15 protein-coding genes and 1 pseudogene are annotated in these 22,551 nt (G+C 71.1%); 8 read left to right on the top strand and 8 right to left on the bottom strand.

All coding sequences use genetic code 11. The features are described 5' to 3' along the window. Nucleotides 1-219: pseudogene (locus Q9R26_RS11475) on the bottom strand (acyl-CoA desaturase); the annotation flags it as partial. Between the two features lie 187 nt (nt 220-406). Here Q9R26_RS11475 and Q9R26_RS11470 point away from each other — a divergent pair. Beyond that, nucleotides 407-1,453 (top strand): LacI family DNA-binding transcriptional regulator, encoded by a 1,047-nt coding sequence (locus tag Q9R26_RS11470; RefSeq protein WP_311227340.1) that lies wholly within the window; start codon nt 407-409, stop codon nt 1,451-1,453. A gap of 69 nt (nt 1,454-1,522) precedes the next feature. On the opposite strand, the gene Q9R26_RS11465 is transcribed toward Q9R26_RS11470, so the two are convergent. From Q9R26_RS11465 to Q9R26_RS11450, 4 genes are read right to left on the bottom strand one after another with little or no spacing between them, the layout of a single operon-like run. After that, complete coding sequence (locus Q9R26_RS11465; protein ID WP_311227339.1) at nt 1,523-4,039, bottom strand: TIM-barrel domain-containing protein; 2,517 nt, start codon at nt 4,037-4,039, stop codon at nt 1,523-1,525. Between the two features lie 10 nt (nt 4,040-4,049). Further along, the gene (locus Q9R26_RS11460; RefSeq protein WP_182066003.1) at nt 4,050-4,958 is read right to left on the bottom strand and encodes a carbohydrate ABC transporter permease; all 909 of its coding nucleotides are present in this window, start codon (nt 4,956-4,958) and stop codon (nt 4,050-4,052) included. After that, on the bottom strand, nt 4,955-5,911 hold the full coding sequence (locus Q9R26_RS11455) for a carbohydrate ABC transporter permease (RefSeq protein WP_182066002.1): 957 nt from the start codon (nt 5,909-5,911) through the stop codon (nt 4,955-4,957). The genes Q9R26_RS11460 and Q9R26_RS11455 overlap by 4 nt, the downstream gene beginning before the upstream one ends. Before the next feature lie 26 nt (nt 5,912-5,937). Continuing rightward, the gene (locus Q9R26_RS11450) at nt 5,938-7,209 is read right to left on the bottom strand and encodes an extracellular solute-binding protein (RefSeq protein ID WP_311227338.1); all 1,272 of its coding nucleotides are present in this window, start codon (nt 7,207-7,209) and stop codon (nt 5,938-5,940) included. 214 nt (nt 7,210-7,423) lie between these two features. Here Q9R26_RS11450 and Q9R26_RS11445 point away from each other — a divergent pair, with 214 nt between their 5' ends. Then, the gene (locus Q9R26_RS11445) at nt 7,424-9,253 is read left to right on the top strand and encodes a BCCT family transporter (RefSeq protein ID WP_311227337.1); all 1,830 of its coding nucleotides are present in this window, start codon (nt 7,424-7,426) and stop codon (nt 9,251-9,253) included. A gap of 174 nt (nt 9,254-9,427) precedes the next feature. On the opposite strand, the gene Q9R26_RS11440 is transcribed toward Q9R26_RS11445, so the two are convergent. Further along, entirely contained in the window at nt 9,428-10,582 is a 1,155-nt protein-coding gene (locus Q9R26_RS11440) for a low temperature requirement protein A (protein WP_311227336.1), read from the bottom strand. 151 nt (nt 10,583-10,733) lie between these two features. Here Q9R26_RS11440 and Q9R26_RS11435 point away from each other — a divergent pair, with 151 nt between their 5' ends. The 3 genes from Q9R26_RS11435 to Q9R26_RS11425 all read left to right on the top strand — a co-directional run bounded on the left by Q9R26_RS11435 (nt 10,734) and on the right by Q9R26_RS11425 (nt 17,190). After that, nucleotides 10,734-16,202, top strand: a complete 5,469-nt coding sequence (locus tag Q9R26_RS11435) for a discoidin domain-containing protein (protein ID WP_311227335.1) — start codon at nt 10,734-10,736, stop codon at nt 16,200-16,202. A 58-nt stretch (nt 16,203-16,260) separates the two neighbouring features. Then, on the top strand, nt 16,261-16,617 hold the full coding sequence (locus Q9R26_RS11430) for a nuclear transport factor 2 family protein (protein WP_247737495.1): 357 nt from the start codon (nt 16,261-16,263) through the stop codon (nt 16,615-16,617). 276 nt (nt 16,618-16,893) lie between these two features. Further along, nucleotides 16,894-17,190 carry a hypothetical protein gene (locus Q9R26_RS11425; protein WP_311227334.1) on the top strand — a complete coding sequence of 99 codons (297 nt, stop codon included), beginning with the start codon at nt 16,894-16,896 and terminating at the stop codon, nt 17,188-17,190. On the opposite strand, the gene Q9R26_RS11420 is transcribed toward Q9R26_RS11425, so the two are convergent. Together Q9R26_RS11420 and Q9R26_RS11415 are read right to left on the bottom strand one after the other, a co-directional pair. Further along, nucleotides 17,159-18,079 (bottom strand): NmrA family NAD(P)-binding protein, encoded by a 921-nt coding sequence (locus tag Q9R26_RS11420; protein ID WP_311227333.1) that lies wholly within the window; start codon nt 18,077-18,079, stop codon nt 17,159-17,161. The two genes, Q9R26_RS11425 and Q9R26_RS11420, sit on opposite strands and share 32 nt — an antisense overlap. Next, nucleotides 18,076-18,669 carry a MarR family winged helix-turn-helix transcriptional regulator gene (locus Q9R26_RS11415; RefSeq protein WP_311227332.1) on the bottom strand — a complete coding sequence of 198 codons (594 nt, stop codon included), beginning with the start codon at nt 18,667-18,669 and terminating at the stop codon, nt 18,076-18,078. Before Q9R26_RS11415 ends, Q9R26_RS11420 begins: the two co-directional genes overlap by 4 nt. Nucleotides 18,670-18,760: 91 nt before the next feature. On the opposite strand from Q9R26_RS11415, the gene Q9R26_RS11410 reads away from it, so the two are divergent. The 3 genes from Q9R26_RS11410 (at nt 18,761) to Q9R26_RS11400 (ending at nt 22,528) form a co-directional block, all read left to right on the top strand. Then, complete coding sequence (locus tag Q9R26_RS11410; protein WP_311227331.1) at nt 18,761-19,942, top strand: alpha/beta fold hydrolase; 1,182 nt, start codon at nt 18,761-18,763, stop codon at nt 19,940-19,942. An 87-nt stretch (nt 19,943-20,029) separates the two neighbouring features. Continuing rightward, nucleotides 20,030-21,202, top strand: coding sequence for an ROK family transcriptional regulator (locus tag Q9R26_RS11405; protein ID WP_311227330.1), 1,173 nt, complete (start codon nt 20,030-20,032; stop codon nt 21,200-21,202). 210 nt (nt 21,203-21,412) lie between these two features. After that, nucleotides 21,413-22,528, top strand: a complete 1,116-nt coding sequence (locus Q9R26_RS11400) for a sugar ABC transporter substrate-binding protein (RefSeq protein ID WP_311227329.1) — start codon at nt 21,413-21,415, stop codon at nt 22,526-22,528. Nucleotides 22,529-22,551: the final 23 nt, after the last annotated feature.

The raw sequence follows: 22,551 nt of genomic DNA, 5'->3' as shown, positions 1-22,551 counted from the left end.
CTGGAACCACGAGTCACCCAGGAACGCGAACGCGACCCAGGCGAGGGCGAGGCTGCCGACGAGTGCGCCGAACAGTGCCCAGTAGAAACCGGTACGACGGCGGAGCAGGCCGTTCTCCTTCACCTGCGCCAGCAGCGCGGAGTAGGTCGAGGTGCCCTTGCGGGCTCCCGTAGCGGGACGAGTGCGGGTGTAACCCGGAGCGAGCGGAGTGGTGGTCATGAGGACCGACCTTCTTGACGGACCGACCCTTCAGCCGGTTCGAGAGAGTTCACGCGATTGCGCTTGGGGCGACCCTAGGTGCCGAACATGCGTGTTGACCGTGCTGTCCGGAACCCGTCGTCCACCGGCCGGCCCGACCCGTCCGTTCCGCCCCGTCCATCCCGCGTCCGCCCGCTACGGTGAGCGGATGGGCAAGGTCACGCTGCAGGACGTCGCCGCGCACGCCGGCGTCTCGATGAAGACCGTGTCCAACGTCGTCCGCGGCTACCAGCACGTCAGCGACCCGATGCGCAGCCGGGTACAGGCCGCCATCGACGAGCTCGGCTACCGCCCGAACGTCTCGGGCCGGTCCCTGGCGACCGGACGCTCGAACATGCTCGCCTTCGCGTTCCCCGACCTGCGACGGCCGTACTTCGCCGAGCTCGCCCACGTGTTCTCGCGGGTGTGCGCCGATCGCGGCTACCAGCTCCTGCTCGAGGAGACCGGCGGTGACCCGGACGGCGAGCGCTCGGCGGTGCGGGGACGTGAGGCCGGAGTGGTCGACGGGGTCGTGATCCACCCGCAGGTGCTCACACCCGAGGCGATCGACCGGATCCGCGGGGACACCGCCGTGGTGTTCCTCGGCGAGGACGTCCGACCCCCGCACGCCGACCAGGTCGTGATCGACAACGCCGGGGCCGCCAGCGAGGCCGTCGCGCACCTCGTGGCGCTCGGCTGCCGCCGCATCGGGTTCTTCGGGCACGAGACCGGCCCGTCGTCGCGCACGTCCGGACTGCGTCTGGACGGCTACCGCGCCGGACTCGTCGCCGCGGGCCTGCCGCTCGACGACGCGTTGCTGGTCCCCCGCGAGGTCGGTGACGCCGCCGGCGCCGAGGTCGCCTTCGGTGCCGCGCTCGACGCCGGACTCCACGTCGACGGGCTGCTCTGCCGCGACGACCTGGCCGCACTCGGGGCGCTCCGCGCCATGCGCCTGCGCGGCCTGGACGCACCCCGCGACGTCGCCGTCGTCGGGTGGGACGCGGTCGGACTCGGGTCGAGCCTGGTGCCGAGCCTGACCTCCGTCGCGCCCGACACGGTCGCCCTCGCCGACACCGCGCTCGACCTGCTGGTCGAGCGGATGGACGGCTCCGACGTGCCCGGCCGGCTGGTCACGGTCGGCCACCGCCTGCTCGTCGGCGAGAGCGCGCCGTACGCGGACGGCACGTCCGACCGGGCGGCGCACCAGGGCGCGTGAAGTGCGGACTGGAGGCCCGTGGCGGTGCCGCCACGGGCCTCCAGTCGGATCTTCCCCTGTCGCGTGCCGTCAGCGACCTGCGGGAGCAGACTCCCCCGGGTGCACGCTGCCGAGCAGCTCGACGACGACGTCCCGCAGGGCGTCGGGCAGGCCGACGGTGCCGAGCCCGACGATGCGGTCCGCACGCGGCAGGTCCTTCGCCACGACCTCCCACGCCTCGAGCTTCTCCGGGTTGCCGGCCTGCGCGCCCTCGAGGACCCGCCGCACGGCCTCCCGTGCGTCGACACCGACGACCGGAGCGCCGACCAGCGTGACCGTTCCGCCCGACGCCGAATCGACGGACACGTCGACCGAGAACCGGTCGGCAGACCGTGCCGATGTCGGTTGTCCGTCGGCCGGCGCGGCGAGGAACGTGACCCGCCACTCTCGGTGGGCGGGGACGACGTCGAGGGCCCCGGTGGTGGCGTGCACCCGGAACTCGGCGTGCTCCGGGTCCCAGGTCAGGCGGGTCCGGGCCGTGCGGCTGCCCTCGCCCTCGTGGTCCTCGACCAGGGTGAAGTCACCCGCCGCGCCCGGTGCGACGAGGACCTCGAACGCCGTCGGGTTGACGGTGGCGTCGAGCTGGTCGACCGCCGCGAGCGGCAGGATCCCACCGGCGCGCAGCAGGACGGGCACCGTGTCGAGCGTGCGGTGCAGGTCGACGAACCGGTCGCCCGCGTACACCGTGCCGGTGAAGACGTCGGTCCAGGTGCCCGGCGGCAACCAGGCCCGGGCGACCCCGTGCCGGCTGACCGGGTCGCGCGGTGCGACGATCGGGGCGACGAGCAGCTCCGATCCGAACGCGTAGGTGTTCGGCACCCGGTACGCCTCGTCGCGGCGCGGCTCCAGGTGGTAGAGCGGTCGGACCAGCGCGGTGCCCTCGGCGGTGCCGTGGTTCATCGTGTGCAGGTACGGCACCAGGCGGTGACGGAAGCGGAGCGCCTCACCCATCGCGGCACGGGCCTCGGCGGGGAACACCCACGGCTCCTTGCGGATGAACGGGTTGTTCGCGGAGTGCAGGCGCATGATCGGTGAGAACACCCCGAACTGCACCCAGCGGGTGGCGAGCTCGTCGTCACGGACGCCGCGGGTGTGGCCGCCGATGTCGTGGCTCCACCAGGGGTAGCCGATGTTCGCGGCGGTGGCGGTGAACTCGGGCTGGAACGCCAGGGACGCCCACGACACGACGGCGTCACCGGAGAACCCGACGGCGTACCGGTGGCTGCCGGGGCCGGCGTAGCGCGAGAAGGTCATGCCGTCGACGGGCGCTGCGGGTGCTCCGGCGACGGTGGCGGTGTCGCTGGCGGTGGCGGTGACCGCGGTCGTGTCGGCGGCTGCGTCTCCGCCCGACGCCGCGTGTCGCGCCGAGTCGAGCAGGTGGAAGTGGTTGAGCAGCCACAGCGGGTCGACCCCGGGCAGCCCGGTCTCACGACCCTGCTGCCAGTCGATCCACCAGAAGTCGACGCCCTGCTCCTCGAGCGGACGGTGCAGGTGTTCGAAGTAGGCATGCAGGAACCGGCGGTCCGTCGGGTCGAACGGGATCGGCTGCTCGGTCTCCGGGTCGACGCCTATCGCCCGCGCCACCGCGGGGTAGGCGTCCTCGAACGCCCGCACGCCGTCGGCCGGGTGCAGGTTCAGCGTCGTGCGCATCCCCCTTCGGTGCAGTTCGGCGAGGAACGCCCGCGGGTCCGGGAACAGCGACGGCTCCCACGAGTACCCCGTCCAGCCGTTGCCGAAGCGCGGTGGGACCGAGTCCACCCGGTGCCAGTCCATGTCGATGACGGCGACCGAGAACGGCAGGTGCTCCTCCGCGAAACGGTCGAGCAGTTCCAGGTACGAGGCGTCGCTGTACGGGTGGTACCGGCTCCACCAGTTGCCGAGCGCCCACCGCGGCATCCGCGACGGCGGCCCGGAGACGGCGTGGTACGTGCGGAGTGCCGCGTCGTAGTCACGCCCGTACGCGAAGACGGTGACGTCGCGGCGCCCGGGGACCCGCGTGCCGATCCAGCCGTCGTCGGCGAACAGGAACGACTCGCTGTCGTCGAGCGCGGTGATGCCGTCGCGGGCCAGGATCCCCGGTTCGAGCGGCATCCGGCCGTCGACGTCGTCGAGGGTGCGGCCGGTGCCGCCGAGGTCGCGCGGCTCCTGCCCCCAGCGCCAGCGGTTGGCGTCCGGGCCGGTGGTCTCGACGACCAGGCCGCTCGGGCTGAAGGGACGACCGTCGTAGCGCAGGCGGGCGCGGTCGGTGGTGACGACCACGCCGTCGGTGTCGGTGCTGCCGCCGCCCGTCCGCTCCACGGCGAACGCCGGCACGGGCAGGCGGCGGCGCATCGCGAAGGTCGACGCCCGGTCCTCGAACCCGCCGTCGTCGCTCCACTCGATCCGGAAGGCCCCGGCGTCGAGCACGGTGATGCGCCAGTGCTCGCCGGTGACCACGGCCGCGGGGTCGGCGACCGGGTCCGAACCCGGGAACGGACGGATGATGGGGAGGACGGTGCCGGTGCCGGTGGTGCTGGTGGTGCTGGTGCCGGTGGTGCTGCTGCTCACGTGGTGCCTCTCAGCTCTTGACCGCACCCTGCGTCACGCCGCTGATGACCCAGCGCTGCGCGAACAGGTAGACGATGATCGTGGGTGCCATCGCCATCAGGTACGAGGCGAAGGCGACGTTGTAGTTGGTGCCGAACTGACTCTGGAAGATGTTCTGGACCACGGGCAGGGTCTGCAACCCCGGATCGGCCGTGATGAGCGACGGCATCATGAAGTCGTTCCACGATGCCAGGAACGCGAAGATGCCGACCGTCGCGTTCATCGGGCCGAGGAGCGGCAGGATGATCCGCCAGAAGATCTGCCACGTGGACGCCCCGTCGATGCGAGCGCTCTCCTCGAGCTCGACGGGGATCGACCGCAGGTACGCCGAGTAGAGGAGCACGCTGAACGACAGTTGGAACATGGCGTGCAGGATCCCGACGCCGATCGGGTTGTCGAGGCCGATCTCGGCGGTCAGCTTGATCTGCGGCAGCGCCACCACCGGGAACGGCAGGAACATCGCCGCGAGCAGGTAGACGAACGAGTACCGGAAGAACCGCTTGTGCCAGTTCCGGACGATCGCGTACGAGGCGAACGAGCTGAGCAGCAGCGTCGCGACGACGGTGAGCGCCGCGACGCCCAGGGACACCGAGAAGGACACCGGGAACCGGGTCAGCTGCCAGGCCTCGGCGAACGAGCCCGGGTTGAACGGGAACGGCAGCGACAGGGCGTTGCCGTCGACTGACTGCTCGGTCGTCTTGAACGCCATCGAGAGCGTGACGTACAGCGGGATGAGCACGGTCAGCGACGCGAGGCCGAGGACCACGGTCAGCGTCCAGTTCGTGCCGCCCAGTCGTCGGCGGTGGCCGCGCCCGGAGCGACCGCCGCCGGTGGTCACGGTGCGGGTGTCGGTCGGGGGTCGTGTGTCGATGGCGGTCATGCGAGTCGCAGGTTCCTTCCGCGGGTCGCCGCGAGCTGCAGCACGGAGATGAGGACGGTGATGATGAAGAACACGGTCGCGTTCGCCATCTGGTAGGCGTAGTCGCCGCCGGTGAAGCCGCCGAAGATGGTCATCGCGACGCTGCTCGTCGCGCTGCCGGGGCCACCGTTGGTCAGACCGACGATCACGTCGTAGGCGCCGAGGTAGCCCTTCACACCGAGCACGGTGTTGATGACGATGAAGCCGCCGAGCAGCGGGAGCGTGATCGAGCGGAGCTGCTTCCAACCGGTTGCGCCGTCGAGCGCACTCGCTTCGTACAGCTCCTCGGGGATGGACGTCAGGCCCGCCGTGTAGATCAGGAGCGCGCCGGGCACGGTCTGCCAGGCGGACACGATCACGATCGCGAGCCAGGCCAGGTTCGGGTCGCCGAGGATGCTCTGCTCGAGCGGGCCGAACCCGACGCTCGTGGCCAGGGCCGGCACGGTGTTCGAGAACAGGAAGTTGAACACGTAGGCGACGATGATCCCCGAGATCACCATCGGGATGACGAACACCGACCGCAACCCGGCGGCGAACCGGATCTTCTTCGCCAGGGCGATCGCCAGGGACAGCGCGACGACCTGCGTGACGACGACGGTGACGGCCGCGAAGCCGAGCGTGAAGCCGTACGACGCCAGGATCGCAGGGTCGGAGACGAGCGCCCGGTAGTTCTCGGCGCCGATGAAGTCCCACTGCCCGAACCCGAGGTAGTCGGTGAAGCTGTAGAAGACGCCGACGCAGGCGGGCGCGACGACGAACGCCGTGAACAGCACGAGGGCGGGCACGAGGAACAGGTAGTACATGCCCTCCGTGCGCCGGAGGGACCCGGCACGACGGTGCGTGCGGGCGGCCGCGGTCGCCGGCCCGGAGGTCTGCGGGTCGGTGTCGCGGGAGAGCGGGGTCTGCATGGTCATGGTGGCTCCTGTGTCCTGGTCCGGGCTCAGACCGTCGCGGAACGGCCGGCGAGCCGCCGCCAGTCCGAGTCGAGCCGCTGCAGCATCGAGGTGAAGTCCCCGCTCCGGATCGCCGACTGCAGGTAGTTACCGAGCGGGATCGACGTGGGGATGAAGGTGCCGGCGCCCTGGTAGAACGCGGCGTCGTCGACGTACCGCTGCAGGCCGGCGAGACGCTCGTCCTGCTGCGGCGGTGCGTCGATGCGTGGCGAGTACGCCAGGTTGTCGCGGTTGTAGGCGTCGATGACCTCGGGCTGCATGAGGAACTCGACGAGCTCCTTCGCCTGCTCCGGGTGCTCGGACGCCGTGGGGATCCAGAGCCCCAGGTCGATGTTGACCCGGGCCTTGCGGTCGGCCGGGTCGTTCGACACCGGCAGGGCGAAGGTGCCGACGGGCAGCTCGTCGTCGATCAGCGCGATCTGCCCGAGCGCCCACGGGCCCTGCAGGTACATCGCGGCCTCGCCCTTGCCGAACGCCAGGTTGCCGTCGGCGTAGGCCCGGGTGGCGTGGTCGCGGTTGAAGAAGGACGAGATGGTCTTCGCACGCTCCATCGGCACCGCGAAGTCCTTCTCGAACGACACCTCGGAGTCCGGGCCGACGTCGGCGCCGAGGGCCTTCATCTTGCGGAAGAACGAGCCGGTGTCGACGAGGCTGCCCACCGAGTAGTCGAACAGGCCCTGCCAGAGCGTCCAGGTGTCCCGGTCAGTGGCGTAGATCGGTGTGGTGCCGGCCTTCTGCAGGGTGCGGCAGACCTCGACGAACTCGTCCCACGTCGTCGGGACCGGCAGGTCGTGGTCGGCGAAGATCCGCTTGTTGTAGATCACCCCGGCTGCGGCGAGCGAGTACGGCAGCACGCTCGTGCGGTCCTCGAACTTCGCGTACTGGTTCGTCAGGGTGTCGATGTCCGGTCGGACCCGCGCTGCCGACGGCAGGTCGCTGAGGTCGCTGAGCACGCCGCGCGAGATGTACCGGGCGAGCTCGAGGTTGTCGTTGAAGCACCCGACGTCCGCCGGTTCACCGCGCACGAACTGCGGGGCGATGGCCGCCGTGCTGTCGTGCACGACCGACAAGCCGGCGTGCTCCCCCTCGAACTTCCGCAGCAGCTCGTCGAAGTACGCGATGACCTCCTGCTTCTGCTCGTAGAAGCGGAGCGTCGTGGCAGCACCGGCGGCACGCCCCGGGGTCGCGCACCCGGCGAGCGCCATCGTGCCGAGTGCGATGCCACCGGCCGCGCCCGCGAGGAACCCCCGCCGGCTCACCGCCGCCTGGAGTGTTGCGGTCCTGCTTCCCACCATCGGGTCTCTCCCTCGTCGCGCATCGTCGCGCAGCCTCTTGTTTACAGCGCTGTAAAGCCTACGTCAACGTTGTAATCGCATGTGGCGGTGGTCGGTGCGCCCCACGGCCGCGCCTTGACGGCACGCCACGACACGCCTGCACGAACGCACAGGAACCCGAGCAGGCACCATGGTCCGCATGGCAAGCACCACTCCTCCCCTGCCCGGACCCGTGACCACGACACCCCGGTTGCGGCGGTGGGTGTTCTGGCCCGCCGCCGTCATCGTGCTGGGGTTCGTGGCCTTCACCCTGATCTCGGCCTCGACCGCCGAGGCACTCTTCCTCGGTCTGCAGGACGGCATCGTCAAGAACTTCAGCTGGTACTACGTGCTCATCGCCGCGTTCTTCGTCGGCTTCTCGCTGTTCGTCGGCTTCAGCCGGTTCGGTGACATCAAGCTCGGCAAGGACCAGGACGAGCCCGAGTTCTCGACCGGCTCGTGGTTCTCCCTGCTCTTCGCCGCCGGCATGGGCATCGGCCTCGTCTTCTACGGGGTGTCCGAACCGCTCAGCCACTTCGCCTCGCCGCGGCCCGGTGTCACCGGCACCGAGAACGAGCTCGCGCAGCAGGCCCTGACCCAGACGTTCCTGCACTGGGGTCTGCACGCCTGGGCGATCTACGTGGTGCTCGGGCTCGCTCTGGCGTACGCGATCCACCGTCGTGGTCGCCCGGTCTCCATCCGTTGGGCCCTCGAACCCCTGCTCGGCAACCGCGTGCGCGGTGGCTGGGGCAACCTGATCGACGTGATCGCCCTGGTCGGCACGCTGTTCGGCGTCGCGACCTCGCTCGGCCTCGGGGTCATCCAGATCGGCGCCGGACTCGAGAGCGCAGGCATCGCCGACAGCAGCATCGTCAGCCAGATCGCGATCATCGCCGTGATCACCGCCGTCACGATCGTCTCGCTCGTCACCGGTGTGACCAAGGGCATGAAGATCCTGTCGAACTTCAACCTGCTGCTCGCCGCAGCGCTGCTGCTGTTCGTGCTCATCGTCGGGCCGACGCAGTTCCTGCTCCGCGACTTCGTGCAGTCGATCGGTTCCTACCTGCAGAACATCGTCGGCCTGTCGTTCAACGTCACCGCCCAGCAGGGCACCGAGGGCGTGGCCTGGCAGGGTGCCTGGACCACCTTCTACTGGGGCTGGTGGATGTCGTGGGCGCCGTTCGTCGGTGTCTTCATCGCCCGCATCTCCAAGGGCCGTACCGTCCGGCAGTTCGTCTTCGGCGTCCTGCTCGTGCCGACCGCACTCACGTTCCTGTGGTTCGCCGTCCTCGGCGGCACCGCGATCCACCGCCAGACCGACGGCTCGGGGGGCATGATCGGCTCGGACGGCTCGGTCGACATCGAGGGGTCGCTGTTCGCGGTCCTCGGCGACCTGCCCGCCGGCGTGGTGCTGACCTACGGCGCGATCCTGCTCATCGGCGTGTTCTTCGTGACCTCGTCGGACTCCGGGTCGCTCGTGATGGCGATGATCGCGTCGGGCGGTGACATCGAACCGAAGAACTGGCTGCGGGTCTTCTTCGCCGGGGTCGCTGCGCTGCTCGCCGTCGCCCTGCTGCTCAGCGGCGGACTGAACGCGCTGAAGACCGCGGCGATCACGACCGCGTTGCCGTTCAGCATCGTCCTGCTGCTCACCTGTTGGTCGACGATCATCGCCTTCACGCGCGAGCGCCGTGCCTACGACAAGGCCGAGCGCGAGGTCCTGCTCGAGCACGTCGGCGCTTACTACGGGCTCGAGGTCGAGGCGCCGACCGAGCGTCCGGCACGGTCCGGCCTCGGCCGTCCGTGGGCCGCGGTGCGGAACCGCGTCCGCGGCGGTCGCGGGACTGCGTCGCCGACGGTGGGTGCGAGCGCGCTCGAGGACTTCCCGGTGCGGCCGGAGTCGATCTCGGCCGACCCGGCGGTCGACCCGAGCCTCGACGCGCGTCCGGCGTCGGACGACGGGCGCGCGACGGAGCAGCCCGGGCGCTGACGTGGCGCGCGGCGCGCCAAGCGCCGCACGCGCCGCGTGGTGCGAGGTTCCGTGTTCGGTGCGACGAACGTGCCCTCGCACCAGAGACGCAACCGCGCACGGGCCGTCGACGCGACCACCTGACGGACAGGAGGCACGGTGCAGGCTGGCACCGTGCCTCCCGTCCGTCGTCGGTCAGGTCTCGGTCTGTGCGGACGCGACCTCGAGGGTCACGACGACCGCCACCACGGCGAGCGCCGTGGTGGGCAGCGACACGGCCGGCACCGCGATCGACGCGAGGACCACGAGCACCAGGACCACCACGACGGCGTTGGCCCGTGCCGACAGCGACGGCCGGATCGCGAGCGCCCAGATCGACAGCACGAACACGGCGACCGGCACCGCGACGGTCGCCGCGACCGAGGCGGACGACAGCGCGACGTGTCCGGCGTCGGCGCTGACCGCGACCTCGATGCCGGCGGGCAGGGCACCGGCGGCGGCGAAGACGAAGTAGTGGCCGTAGCCGAACACGAGCGCGGTGGGCAGCGAGCGGATGTGCGCGTGCTGCTCGCGGGAGAAGTAGATCCACCACATGCCGACGGTGATCACCAGCCCGCACCCCGCGAGCGCCAGCAGGGCCCCGAGGTGCTCGGTGTGCGCGAGGGCGTCGATCACCGCACCGGCCGAGGCCACCAGCCCCTCGCCCAGGACGATGAGGGTGAACAGGGAGAACCGCTCGGCCAGGTGCCGGGTGTGCCACGGGGCCGTGCCCGTCGAGGTCTGCGCCCAGATCGGCACGGAGAGCTCGGCGAGCACGAGGAACGGTGCCGCGTACGACCAGACGTCGTCGGGCAGGGCCAGGGAGACGACCCAGAGCACCTGCACGACCGTGATGCCGACGGCGTGCAGGGTGGCTGTCCTGCGGTAGCGGGTGGAGGACGCGGCGGCGCGGATCCACTGCCCGACCAGGGCCAGCCGCATGACGACGTAGCCGATGACGCCGATCGTGAAGTCGTTCTCGACCATGGCGGCGTGCACCCCGGCGGCGAGGACGAGCACCCCGGCCATCTGCACGAAGGTCATCACCCGGTAGAGCCAGTCGTCGGTGTCGAACGACGTGGCGAACCAGGTGAAGTTCATCCACGCCCACCAGATCGAGAAGAACACCAGCCCGTAAGCCAGGACGGCGGAGGTGACGTGTCCCTCGAGCTCGATCTCGTGCAGGTTCGTCGCGGCGAAGCCCACCGCGACGACGAACACCAGGTCGAACAGGAGCTCCAGGGGGCTCGCGGCCCGGTGTCGCTGGTCGGGGTCGCGCGGCACCATCCGCCGCAGTCCGATGGTCGGCATGGGGGCAACGGTAGGGCATCCCCGGAACGCGGACCACTGACGGCGGGACCGGCCCTGCCGATCTGTCCGTGTGCAGGCCCCGCACCACCAGACCCAGCCCGTCCCGGCCGTGTACGTCGTGTCCGGCCGATCCCCTCCGACAGGAGTCCCGGTGACCTCACCGCGTCCCGCCGTCCGTCCCAGGTCGTTCCGCCGAGCGGCCGTCAGCGCCACCGCCGGCGCACTGGCCGCCGCCACGCTGCTGGCGTTCGCCGTCACCCCGGCGAACGCCGCGACCTCGGACACTCCGCGCTCACCGGCCGATCCGACCGCTGCGGTGGCCGCACAGGAGGGCCAGCCTGGAGGCCCGTCCAGCGTCGGTCCCGCCGCCGACGGCGTGCAGGTGGGTTCCGGTTCGTACGCGCCGGCCCCGCCGGACGAGATCACGGACATCGCCGACGTGCGGAAGACGCTGGACCAGGAGCTGTACATCGACCCGTCGAAGGCCGGCGAGCCGGTGCCGACGAACCAGTGGTGGACGGACCTGCTGGTCAGCAAGTACTCCGGCGACATGTGGGCGTACCCGTTCGTCTCGTCGAACAGTGCTGCGGGCACGAAGCTCACGATCCCGACGCGGTGGAACAGCGACGGCACGGCGATGCGTCTGGAAGCCCCGGTGACGGTCGGCGGGACCGTCGAACCGAGCCCGGACGCGAGCGACCGCACCCTCGCCGACTTCGAGGACGGCCTGCCCGACGGCTGGACCACGACCGGCGACGCCTTCACCGCCACCGCCAGCGGGACGGCCAGCGGGCAGAGCGCGGTCTCCGGGTGGCTCGGCGGACGCTTCCTGAACTCGTTCACCGACGATGACGGCGACGGCGCGACGGGGACGCTCACCTCACCGACCTTCACCATCGACCGTTCGACCCTGGCGTTCCTGGTCGGCGGTGGCCGGCACCCCGACCACGAAGCCGTGCAGCTCCTGGTCGACGGGGACGTCGTGGCGAGCAGCACCGGGACGGACAGCGAGCAGCTGCGCTGGGAGAGTTGGGACGTCTCCGCTCACCGGGGGCAGTCCGCGCAGCTGCGGATCGTCGACGATCTGCGGGCCGGGTGGGCACACGTGCTGGTCGACCAGGTCCTGCTCACCGACACCCCGGACGGTCTCGCCGACCGCTTCACGACCACGTTCCGGGCGAAGCAGGCCGACGCGCTCCGCTGGGGTGACTGGAACGTCAGCTGGCGGATGCCGCAGGACGGCCCGGGCGGGCAGTACATGGACGTCACGAGCGTGCAGGGTTCGCCGTACGAGTGGTTCGAGTTCCACGGCATCAGCCCGCGCCTCACCCTGCAGGACGGTGCCGAGATCACCGACGGGGACGGCGAACCGCTCGACCTGCCGGTGACGACGGACCGGTTCGAGATCCGCCAGGACGGCCACGTCTTCGGCGTGCACGCCCCCGACGGGACGACCTTCACCCGTGTCGGGGACGCGCTGGAGGCATCGTCCGGCACGCCCTACCTGGTGCTCAGCGCGGTCCCCGAGCAGGGCCTGTCCCTCGACGACCTGCACCGCACCGCCTTCGCGGTCCCCCGTGACACGACGATGACGTACTCGTACGACCCGGCGGCGGCGAACGTCCGCCAGCAGTGGGCGATCCGCACCGACGCGCTGCAGGGCGACGACCACGACACCGTGCAGGGCTGGCTGCAGCACCAGTACGCCGACGCCACCACGAACCTGCGCTTCACCGGCGCCACCTACGAGACCCCGCGCGGCACCATGCGGACCACCGTCGGCCACGGCGGCTGGACCCTGGACTACGCGTTCACGGGCATGACCCCGATCGGCGCCACACCCGAGGCGGTCGGCGACGACCCGTACTCCGAGGAGGTCATGCGCGAGTACCTGCACGAGTACGCCGCGAAGACGACGTACGGCGGAGACACCTACTGGGGCGGCAAGGACGTCCTGCAGCTCGCCGAGTACATGACGATCGCGCGGCAGATCGGTGCGACCGAGGACGCCCGGACGCTGCAGGCCACCCTCGAGCGTGCCCTGACCGACTGGTACACCTACACGGACGGCGAGGCGGAGCACTTCTTCGCGATGTACCCGACGTGGAAGGCCCTGATCGGGTTCGCCGACTCGTACGGGTCGGCCCAGTTCAACGACAACCACTTCCACTACGGGTACTTCGCCGTCGCGACAGCCATGCTCGGCCGGGTCGACCACGACTGGGCCGCGGAGTACCAGGGCATGGCGACGCTCGTCGCGAAGCAGTACGCGAACTGGGACCGCGACGACGCCCGGTTCCCGCACATGCGCACGTTCGGCGTCTGGGAGGGTCGCTCGAACGCCGGTGGGGTGTCGTCTCCCGGCGGCAACAACCAGGAGTCCTCGTCCGAGGCGATCCAGTCCGAGGCGGGGCTCTTCCTGCTCGGCTCGGTCCTGGGCGACGAGGAGATGCAGGCCGCCGGTGCCGTGCAGTACGTCACCGAGCGCGCCGCCGTCCGCGACTACTGGCAGAACGTGCGCGGCAACCCCGCCTCGGCGTCGTACGACGGAAACGGCGCGTTCCCGGACGAGTACGAGCACGCGCAGGCGGGGATCCTGTTCGACTCCGGGCAGGCACACGCCACGTACTTCTCCGGCGACCCCGCCTGGATCTCCGGCATCCAGTGGATGCCCATCGCCCCGTGGTTCGACTACTTCGGCTGGGACCCGGGCTTCTCGAAGGCCCTGATGCGCGAGATGATGGCCGCCCGCCCGGAGTCCATCGGGCAGGCCGGCGTCACCGACGGCAACGCGGCACGCATCCAGATGCTCACGAAGAAGTGGTGGGGCGTGGGCAGCTACGGCGACGTCGAGATCACCCGCGACCGCCCGGCCGCGATCGGCGAGTTGCAGGACGCGATCCGCGCCGTCGAGGCGAACCACCCCGGCTACGTCACCCGACGCACCGCGGCGAATCCCCTGTACGACCCGGCCACCGACACCCTGCTGGTGAGCGTGGACGACAGCGGACGGGTGGTGTTCCCGGACCGGTACTGGACCCCGGACACCCTGCCGGCCGCGCTGGTGCCCGCCGAGCTCGACGGTCCCACCGCCGACCGGAACCCCCGGGACTGGCCGACGCCGTCACCGCTGATGCCGTTCCTGGTGGACGACTTCCGCGCCGACACCGCGACCATCGACCAGCTGTACGGCGTCGACCTCACCGACCACACCCCGGGCGAGGACACCGAGCACGCCGCGCGGGTGTTCAGCGGCATGGGCGACGCCCTCGGCAACGTCGTGCTCGGGTTCCTCGGACAGTACGACCCGGACACCTACGCCGACGTGCACGCCGCGCTGTGGGCCGCCGACGACCCGGCAGTGACCGGACAGTCGATGGCCGGCCTCGTGTACCACCAGGCGATGTCGAACCGGACCGTCGGCACCGAGGTCACCGACCGGCACACCTCGGACCCGCTCAGCCAGGTGTTCCGCGCACCCGACGGCACGATCAGCTACGTGCTCGACAACCCCGACACCGTGCAGCACACCTACGACGTCTACGAGGGCACCGAGGTGATCGGCCAGATCGCGGTCCCGGCGCAGACGCAGATCACGTCGCACCTGGACGCGCGGCTCACCGAGGTCGTCGTCAGTGCCGAGGGCGCCCCGAAGACGATCGTCCCCGGCGCGACCACGACCTTCACCGCCACCGGGTCCGACCAGTACGGCGCCACCGTCGCCCTGGACGACGTCACCTGGTCGACCGACACCGGCACGATCGGTGCCGACGGCGTCCACCGCGCATCGGAGCGCGCGGAGCGGGCGACCGTCACCGCCACGGTCGGCGGCGTGCACGGGTCGTACGCCTTCCGGGTCGCACCGGCACCGGTCCTCACCGGGTTCGACGTCACGCCCGGCTTCGACCGGCTCGTCGTCGGGACGCCACAGCGGTTCCGTGCCGCCGGCCACGACCAGTACGGCGACCCGGCGGACCTGCCCGCGGACGTCACCTGGTCGTACACCGGCGCCGGGAGCGCCGGGACCGACGGCACCGTGACGACCACCGCCGAAGGCTCCGGGTACGTCGTCGCGACCGGCGGCGGTGTCGAGGGCTCGGCGGTCGTCGCCTCGGTGACCTCGATCCCCGACGCCGCACTGGGTGCCGACGTCGACGCGAGCTCCTCGGACGGCGGCAACGTCGCCGGGAAGGCCGTCGACGGGGACCGCAGCACCCGGTGGGAGAGCGCGCACGGCGTGGACGAGGTCGACTACACGATCGACCTCGGGCGACTGACCGATGTCGACACGGTGCGGGTGGACTGGGAGAACGCGGCCGCTGCCCGGTACGTGCTGCAGGTCCGGGACACCGCCGACGGTCCCTGGCGCGACGTGCGGACCGTCGACAAGACCACCGCCGACGCGGACACGGTGGCCGTCGGCGAGACCGCCCGGTTCGTGCGCCTGCACCTGACCGACCGGCTGACGGGGTACGGCTACTCCATCTGGGAGGTGCACGTGTCCGGCACCCCGGCCGCCTCGACCGTCGACGTCGAGGACGTACTCGTCGCACCGCGCGCCGCGACGGTCCGCGCCGGTGACACGCTCCGGATGGCGGCCTACGGGTTCGACCACGACGGGTTCGGCGGCCGGCTCGCCGCGGACCGCCCGGAGTGGACCGTCGACGGTGGCGGCGGTGTCGACCGGGACGGCGTCGTCACCGCAGCGGCCGAGGGCGGTGTGACCGCGACGGTCACGGCCACGGTGCCGGGAGCGTCCGGGACGGCGACGGTCATGACCCTCGACGGGGCGACCGACGGTGACGACGACGGAACCGCACCCGCCCGCTCTCGTGACGTGGCCGCCGGCAAGCCCGTCACCACCTCGTCGGACGAGCGCAGCGACCTGTCCGGCGGCAACGCGGTCGACGGCGACGCCCGGACCCGATGGGCGAGCGGAGCGCGCGACGGTGAGTGGTTGGCGGTCGACCTCGGGCAGGTGGTGTCGATCGACCAGGTGCAGCTCGACTGGGAGGCCGCGTGGGCCGAGGCCTACCGCGTCCAGGTGCGCGACGACGACGACGCCCCCTGGCGGACCGTCGCGGAAGAAGCGCACGGGACCGGCGGCGAGGTGACCCACCGGTTGGAGGGCGACGACGTCACCGGCCGCTGGGTCCGGGTCGTCGCGGACCGTCGGCACACCGAGTTCGGCGTCTCCCTCTGGGACCTCCGCGTCACCTCGACGCAGGGCGACCCGACGCCGGACCTGGCACGACGGGCGACCGTGTCGTCGTCGGCCGACGAGGGCGACGGCGTCCCCGCACGGAACGCCGTGGACGGCGACCCGGGCTCGCGCTGGGCGAGCGGGCACACCGACGACCAGTGGCTCGCCGTCGACCTCGGCGCATCGCACCGCCTGCACGGCGCGGTGCTCCGGTGGGAGGACGCGTTCGGGCGCGTTTACCGGATCGAGGCGCGGAACGCGGGCGACGACGGGTGGACGACGCTCGCCATAGAGACGGACGGTGACGGCGCGACCGACCGGCACTCGCTGGACGGCTCGTGGCGGTACGTCCGCGTGCACGGTGTCGAACGCGCGACCCCGTACGGCTACTCGCTGTACGACCTCGAGATCCGGTAGCGCTGACGCCCTGTTTCCCGCACACTCGACCGAACAGCCGACAACCGACGGAGAGACCATGTCACAGCCGCTCGAATCGCTCATGCACGCCAACCTGTTCGAGGTGTTCGGGGAACGGGACCCAGAGCGCCGCCGGGCCGCGATCGAGCGCACGTACGCCCCGGACGTCGTGTTCCTGGACCCTGACGAGGTCGTCACCGGGCGCGAGGCCCTGCACGCCAAGGCGCAGCGCCTGCTCGACGAGGCCCCCGGCTTCGTGTTCTCGCCGGCCGGCCCGGTCTACGAGAACCACGGGATGGGGTACCTCGCCTGGCACTTCGGCCCCGAGGGGCAGCCGCCCGTCGTGTCCGGCATGGACATCTGCTTCATCGAGGGCGACGTCATCGCGAAGGTCTACACGCTGCTGACCGCCTGACCGCCTGACCACCCTCAGCACGTGCGGCGATCGTCGGGCGTGAGCGATGCGGTCACCGCGACCGGCTGACGGACGGGAGGCCCGGTGCCAGCTGGCACCGGGCCTCCCGTCCGCCTGTGGTTACGGTCGAGTCGTTGCCGCATCGAGACACCGGTCCGACCCGTCATGCGGCATGGTTGAGCCACCGATGGTGGACAGGACGGAGCACACTATGGAACGAGTGGTGGGGTGGGCCACGGTCGCGGTGGTCGTCCGATGACGCGCACGGGCCCTGCGGTGAGTCCGCAGCCGTGGACACTGATCGCCGTCGTGGTGCTGGTGGGCTGGGCGGTCGTGACGGCACTGCTGTTCCCGGTCACCGGGTCCGAGGAGCACGAGGGACCCGGTGACCAGGTCTGGCGGACATCGTCGAGCGCGCTCGGCGTGCCGCTCTCGCCAGAGTGGGACCTCCTGGTCTGGCTCGCCGCGCTCGCGCTGGTGCCGGCCGTCGTCGTCGGTCTCGCGTTCCTGCTCCGCCGTCGACGACCGCACACCGCGCCCGTCAGTCCGTCGCCGGGTGGCCCTGCCCGCTGAGGTGCGCTCGGAGCACGTCACGGACACTCGTCCACGGCTGCACGCCGTAGCGGTCGTTGTCGACGTGGCGCAGCTGCGCCTGTCCGCTGAACATGCTCACGAAGTACTGCATCCCCTGCCATGCCGGGAACGTCTCGTCGGGGTCCTTCGACAGGCGCCTGCCGACGGCGCTCATCGCGGACAGGGTCCCGGTCGTGCCGGCCCACTGCAGCCGGAAGCGCTCCCCCGTCAGCTCGCCCACGGTGCGTGCGACGTCGCGCGCGGTGACCTGGTCGCCCGCCATCTCGATCACCCGTGGAGCATCGTCGTCCAGGGCGGCGAGCGCCGTGACCCGGGCGACGTCGTCCTTCGTGGTGAAGTCGAGCACCTGGTCCGCGGACGACCAGAACAGCACGAGCCGGCGGCCGAACAGGATCATCGGTGCCTCGCCGGTCAGCAGGTCGGTGAACATGCCGGTCAGGATCGAGGTCGCCTGCACCGGGGCCGCGTCGAGGTCGGCCGCGAACTCCCGCCGCAGCTCGAAGTTGCGGTTGGTGCCGGGTGCGATCCGCCGGTAGTCGGCCGAGTAGTCGGACGGGATGAACCGCCGGACGCCCGCCGCCACGGTCGCCGCGAGCAGCGCACGCTGGGCGTCGACGATCACCGGACGGGTCCCGCTCACGGCGGAGACCACGACGTCGGCCCCGCTCACGGCCCGGGTCAGGGCGTCGTGGTCGCCGTACTCGGCGGCGACGACGTCGATACGAGGGTCGCCGCCGAAGCGCTCATCGGCGGTCCTGCTGCCGGGCCGGGTGAGGACCCGCACCCGCACGTCGTGCTGGGTGAGCTCGCGGACGATGCGGTGCCCGAGGTCGCCGGTGGCGCCGGCGACGAGGATGGTGGTGGTCATGGGCGGGGCCTCACTGCAGTGGTGGTGGACGTGGTCTTCGCGGTGCGCCGTCGGGATCGCTCCGGGACGGCGAGGGGGTGTTGGAACGTGGGGTCCGCCTGGTCCGGTCCGGCTGCGCCGAGCCCGGCGGTGAGCGCGACGCGGGCCAGGAGCCGACGCAGCGTCGTCTGTTCGTCGTCGTCCAGGTGTCGCATGAGCACGCCCTCGGCGCCGCGCAGGGCGGACCGGGTCCGGGCGAGCAGGGTACGGCCGGCGTCGGTGGGGTGGACCTGCCGTACCCGCCGGTCCGTCGGGGCGGGGCGGCGTTCGACGAACCCACCCGACTCGAGCGCGTCGACGATGTAGGTCATCTGGGTCTTGTCGATCCCGAGCCGCTGCGCGAGTCCGAGTTGCGACGACGGTTCCTCGGTGGTGATCGCGACGAGCACCTGGTACCCGCGGGGCCCGCCCGGCACGTCGTCGACCGCCTCGCTGCCCATCCGCGTGAAGCCCTGGAGCGCCAGCGGCAGCGCCCACCCGAGCTCGGATTCGATCCCCTCGGCACCCCAGTCGATCTCGGGGAGCGCTCCTGCCGACGTCGGACTGTCCATGTCAGAGATCGTAGCCGGTCAAGATCGTCTTGTGCAAAGATCATCTGCAATCAAGACGGACAGCCGTCACCAACCGAGCAGCCGAGGACCCATGCCGGACACCACAGTCATCACCCCGTTCACCCTCGACGTCCCCCAGGCGGAGCTCGACGACCTGCGCGGTCGCCTGTCGGGAACCCGCTGGCCCGACGCCGAGACGGTCGAGGACACCTCGCAGGGACCCCGACTCGAGAAGGTCCGCGCCCTCGTCGAGCACTGGACGACGGAGTACGACTGGCGTCGGACCGAGGCGCTCCTGAACGGCTGGGGTCAGCACACCACCCACATCGACGGACTCGAGGTCCACTTCCTGCACGTCCGGTCTGCCGTCCCCGGTGCCCGCGCGCTCCTGCTCACCCACGGCTGGCCCGGATCCGTCCTGGAGTTCCGCCACGCCATCGGTCCACTCACCGACCCGGTTGCGCACGGCGGCGACGCGGCGGACGCGTTCCACGTCGTGATCCCGAGCCTGCCCGGGTTCGGGTTCTCCGGCAGACCGACGACGACCGGGTGGAACACCGCTCGGACAGCCAGGGCCTGGTCGGTGCTGATGTCCCGGCTCGGCTACACGGACTGGTTCGCCCAGGGCGGTGACCTCGGCGCCACCGTCACCGCGGAGCTCGCAGCCCTGCAGGCCGCGGGGGACATCGGGCTCGCCGGCATCCACCTCAACATGGCGCTGTTCATGCCGACCGACGACGAAGCCCGGAACGCCTCCCCTGACGAGCAGGTCATGCTGCAGGAGAGCGGTCACTACTGGCAGGAGCTGTCGGCCTACTCGCAGCAGATGTCGACCCGCCCGCAGACCATCGGGTACTCGTTGGCCGACTCCCCCGTCGGACTGGCGTCGTGGATCTACGCGATGTTCCAGGACGTCGGCGGCTCGCACGACGAACACGGCGACGCCGAGCGGATCTTCCCGCTCGACGAGATCATCGACGACGTCATGCTCTACTGGCTGCCGAACACCGCTGCGTCCTCGGCGCGGATGTACTGGGAAGCCACCCGGACCGGCTGGGCCACCCCGGGCACCGTCGAGGAACCGCTGACCCTGCCCGTCGGACTGAGCATCATGCCCGGCGAGTACGTCCGCCGGTCGCGCCGCTGGGCGGAGCGCCGCTACACCGACCTGGTGTTCTTCAACGAGGTCGCGCGCGGCGGGCACTTCGCAATGCTCGAACAGCCGGCGCTGCTCGTCGACGACGTCCGGGCGACGTTCCGGAAGCTGCGCTGACGCCGGACGGGAGGCACGGTGCCAGCTGGCACCGTGCCTCCAGGCCGTCACGGCGAGCGCTCCGGACCCGCCCGTTACGCTGTCCCCGTGTCAGAGCCGCGCCGCAGTCCGGGGAACCAAGCTTCACTGCGTGAAGCCAACCGGGGTCGGGTCGTCAGCGCGGTGAAACGGCACGGCGGGCTGACGCAGGTCGAGCTCGCCGGGGTGACGGGACTGTCCCCCGCGACCGTCTCGAACATCGTCAAGGAACTCGTCGCGACCGGCGCCCTGCACGCGACGCCGAGCACCTCGAGCGGCCGCCGGGCGCTCCGCGTGACCCTGCCGCACGGCCTCGGGCTGGTCGCCGGGGTGCACGTCTCACCGCGGCACCTGCGGCTGGCACTGTCGGACCTGAACGGCGCCGTCCTGGCCGAGCGGCACATGCCCCTGGCCCGTGACCACCGTGCCGACGCCGAGCTCGACAAGACCGCGCTGCTCGTGCTGGACATGGTGGAGTCCATCGAGTCGTCGATGGACGAGGTGCTCGCCGTCGGCCTCGCCGTGGCCGCCCCGATCGACGCGCGCACCGGGATGACGGCGCGCGGCGGAATCCTGCGCGGCTGGGACGGCGTCGCGCTCGGGCAGTCGCTCGCCCGGCGGATGGACAAGCCCGTGCAGGTCGGCAACTCAGCCAACCTCGCCGCACTGGCCGAGCACCGGAGCGGGGCGGCCCGTGGCCGCGACACCGTGGTGACGCTCGACGTCGGCAACGGCATCGGTGCCGGACTCGTGCTCGGCGGGCACCTGTTCCGCGGGCACCACGGCATCGCCGGCGAGTTCGGACACACGCCCGTCCTGCCGAACGGGCCCCTGTGCCGGTGCGGCAACCGCGGCTGCCTGGAGGCGATCGCCGGCGCGCCCGCCGTGCTCGAGGGTGTCCGCGACGAGGTCGGCACCCTGAAGCTGGCGGACCTGATCCTGCGCGCGATGGGCGGCGACCAGGTCTGCATGCGCGCCGTGGCCGACGCCGGGCGCGCGATCGGTTCGGCGGCGGTGGGGCTCTGCAACGTCCTCGACCCGGAGCGGGTGGTGGTCACGGGCGAGTTCGCGCGGGCCGGTGAACTCCTGCTCGGCCCGATGCGGCACGCCCTCGAGTCGTCGTTGATCGTCGACGTGGACGGCACCCCGGACGTGGTGCAGGGGCAGCTCGGCGAGAAGGCCGCGGTGACCGGCGCGCTGGCCCTGGCGATCGAGGCCGTGGACGTGACGCGCGCACGCTAGGAGGACCCGCGCCGGGCCGTGCCGACCGGGCGCTCCGTTCTGCACCGGCCGTGCCGCTCCGTGCTGCACCGGCCGTGCCGCTCCGCGCCCTCCGGGTAACGTTTTCGTCACGGCGCGCGGTCGTTGCGTTCAACTCTTGCAGCCAAGAACGCTCACTGTCACACTCAGGGCACCGCCGATGGGGGCGGTCCACTGTTGGAGGACGTTTCAATGAAGAAATCCACCACACGAGCGATGCTGGGCGTCAGCGCCCTGCTGCTCGCGATCACCACCCTGGCGGGCTGTTCCAACGGCGCGGACGCCGGAACCGGGTCCGGCGGAGGCGGCGGGGACGCGTCGAAGGCCAAGATCGGCCTGCTCCTGCCCGACTCCGTCACCGCCCGCTACGCCAGCGCCGACCGCCCGCTCTTCACCGCCGAGGTGAAGAAGCAGTGCAGCGGCTGCTCGGTCGTCTACGCGAACGCTGACGGCGACGCGTCGAAGCAGCTGCAGCAGGCCCAGTCGATGCTCACGCAGGGCGTCAAGGTCCTGGTCCTCGACCCGTTCGACGGCGAGGCCGCAGCGTCCATCGTCCAGCAGGCGAAGGCGAAGAAGGTGCCGGTGATCTCCTACGACCGGCTCATCAACAGCCCCGACCTGAGCTACTACATCTCGTTCGACAACGAGAAGGTCGGTGAGCTGCAGGGCCAGGCTCTGGTCGACGCACTCAAGGCGAAGAAGGTCCCGGAGGGCTCGGGCATCATCATGGTGAACGGCTCCCCCACCGACAACAACGCCTCGCAGTTCAAGAAGGGCGCGCACTCGGTCATCGACGACAGCGGCTACAAGGTGCTCGCCGAGTACGACACCCCCGGATGGGACCCCGCCAAGGCGCAGGACTGGGCAGCCGGCCAGATCAGCAAGCTCGGCAAGGACAAGATCACCGGCGTCTACGCGGCGAACGACGACACGGGCGGCGGCGTGATCGCGGCCCTGAAGTCGGCCGGCGTCACCGAGCTCCCGCCCGTCACCGGGCAGGACGCCTCGCTCGCGGGCATCCAGCGGATCCTCGCCGGCGAGCAGTACATGACCGTCTACAAGGCCTTCAAGCCCGAGGCGTCGAAGGCCGCCGACCTGGCGATCCAGTTCGCCAAGGGTGAGACCCCGAAGGGCGACACCACCGTCGACACCGCCGGCGGCGCCAGCGTCCAGTCGACGCTGCTCGACCCGGTCGCCGTCACCACGGACAACGTCCAGTCGACGGTGGTCAAGGACGGCCTGTACGAGGTGTCGAAGATCTGCACCGCACAGTACGAGGCAGCCTGCGACAGCGCCGGCATCAAGTAGGTCCGACCCCCTCTGCCCGCCCG

The organism is Curtobacterium sp. BRB10, assembly GCF_031844325.1.
Taxonomy (GTDB): domain Bacteria; phylum Actinomycetota; class Actinomycetes; order Actinomycetales; family Microbacteriaceae; genus Curtobacterium; species Curtobacterium poinsettiae_A.
This window is presented reverse-complemented; position numbering and strand designations above follow the sequence as displayed.

Bases quoted from the DNA above. Each gene is read 5' to 3' on its own strand.
- Q9R26_RS11430 (WP_247737495.1), top strand. From the start codon at position 16,261: ATGTCACAGCCGCTCGAATCGCTCATGCACGCCAACCTGTTCGAGGTG.
- Q9R26_RS11420 (WP_311227333.1), bottom strand. From the start codon at position 18,079: ATGACCACCACCATCCTCGTCGCCGGCGCCACCGGCGACCTCGGGCAC.
- Q9R26_RS11445 (WP_311227337.1), top strand. From the start codon at position 7,424: ATGGCAAGCACCACTCCTCCCCTGCCCGGACCCGTGACCACGACACCC.
- Q9R26_RS11410 (WP_311227331.1), top strand. From the start codon at position 18,761: ATGCCGGACACCACAGTCATCACCCCGTTCACCCTCGACGTCCCCCAG.
- Q9R26_RS11440 (WP_311227336.1), bottom strand. From the start codon at position 10,582: ATGCCGACCATCGGACTGCGGCGGATGGTGCCGCGCGACCCCGACCAG.
- Q9R26_RS11400 (WP_311227329.1), top strand. From the start codon at position 21,413: ATGAAGAAATCCACCACACGAGCGATGCTGGGCGTCAGCGCCCTGCTG.
- Q9R26_RS11415 (WP_311227332.1), bottom strand. From the start codon at position 18,669: ATGGACAGTCCGACGTCGGCAGGAGCGCTCCCCGAGATCGACTGGGGT.
- Q9R26_RS11470 (WP_311227340.1), top strand. From the start codon at position 407: ATGGGCAAGGTCACGCTGCAGGACGTCGCCGCGCACGCCGGCGTCTCG.
- Q9R26_RS11460 (WP_182066003.1), bottom strand. From the start codon at position 4,958: ATGACCGCCATCGACACACGACCCCCGACCGACACCCGCACCGTGACC.
- Q9R26_RS11455 (WP_182066002.1), bottom strand. From the start codon at position 5,911: ATGACCATGCAGACCCCGCTCTCCCGCGACACCGACCCGCAGACCTCC.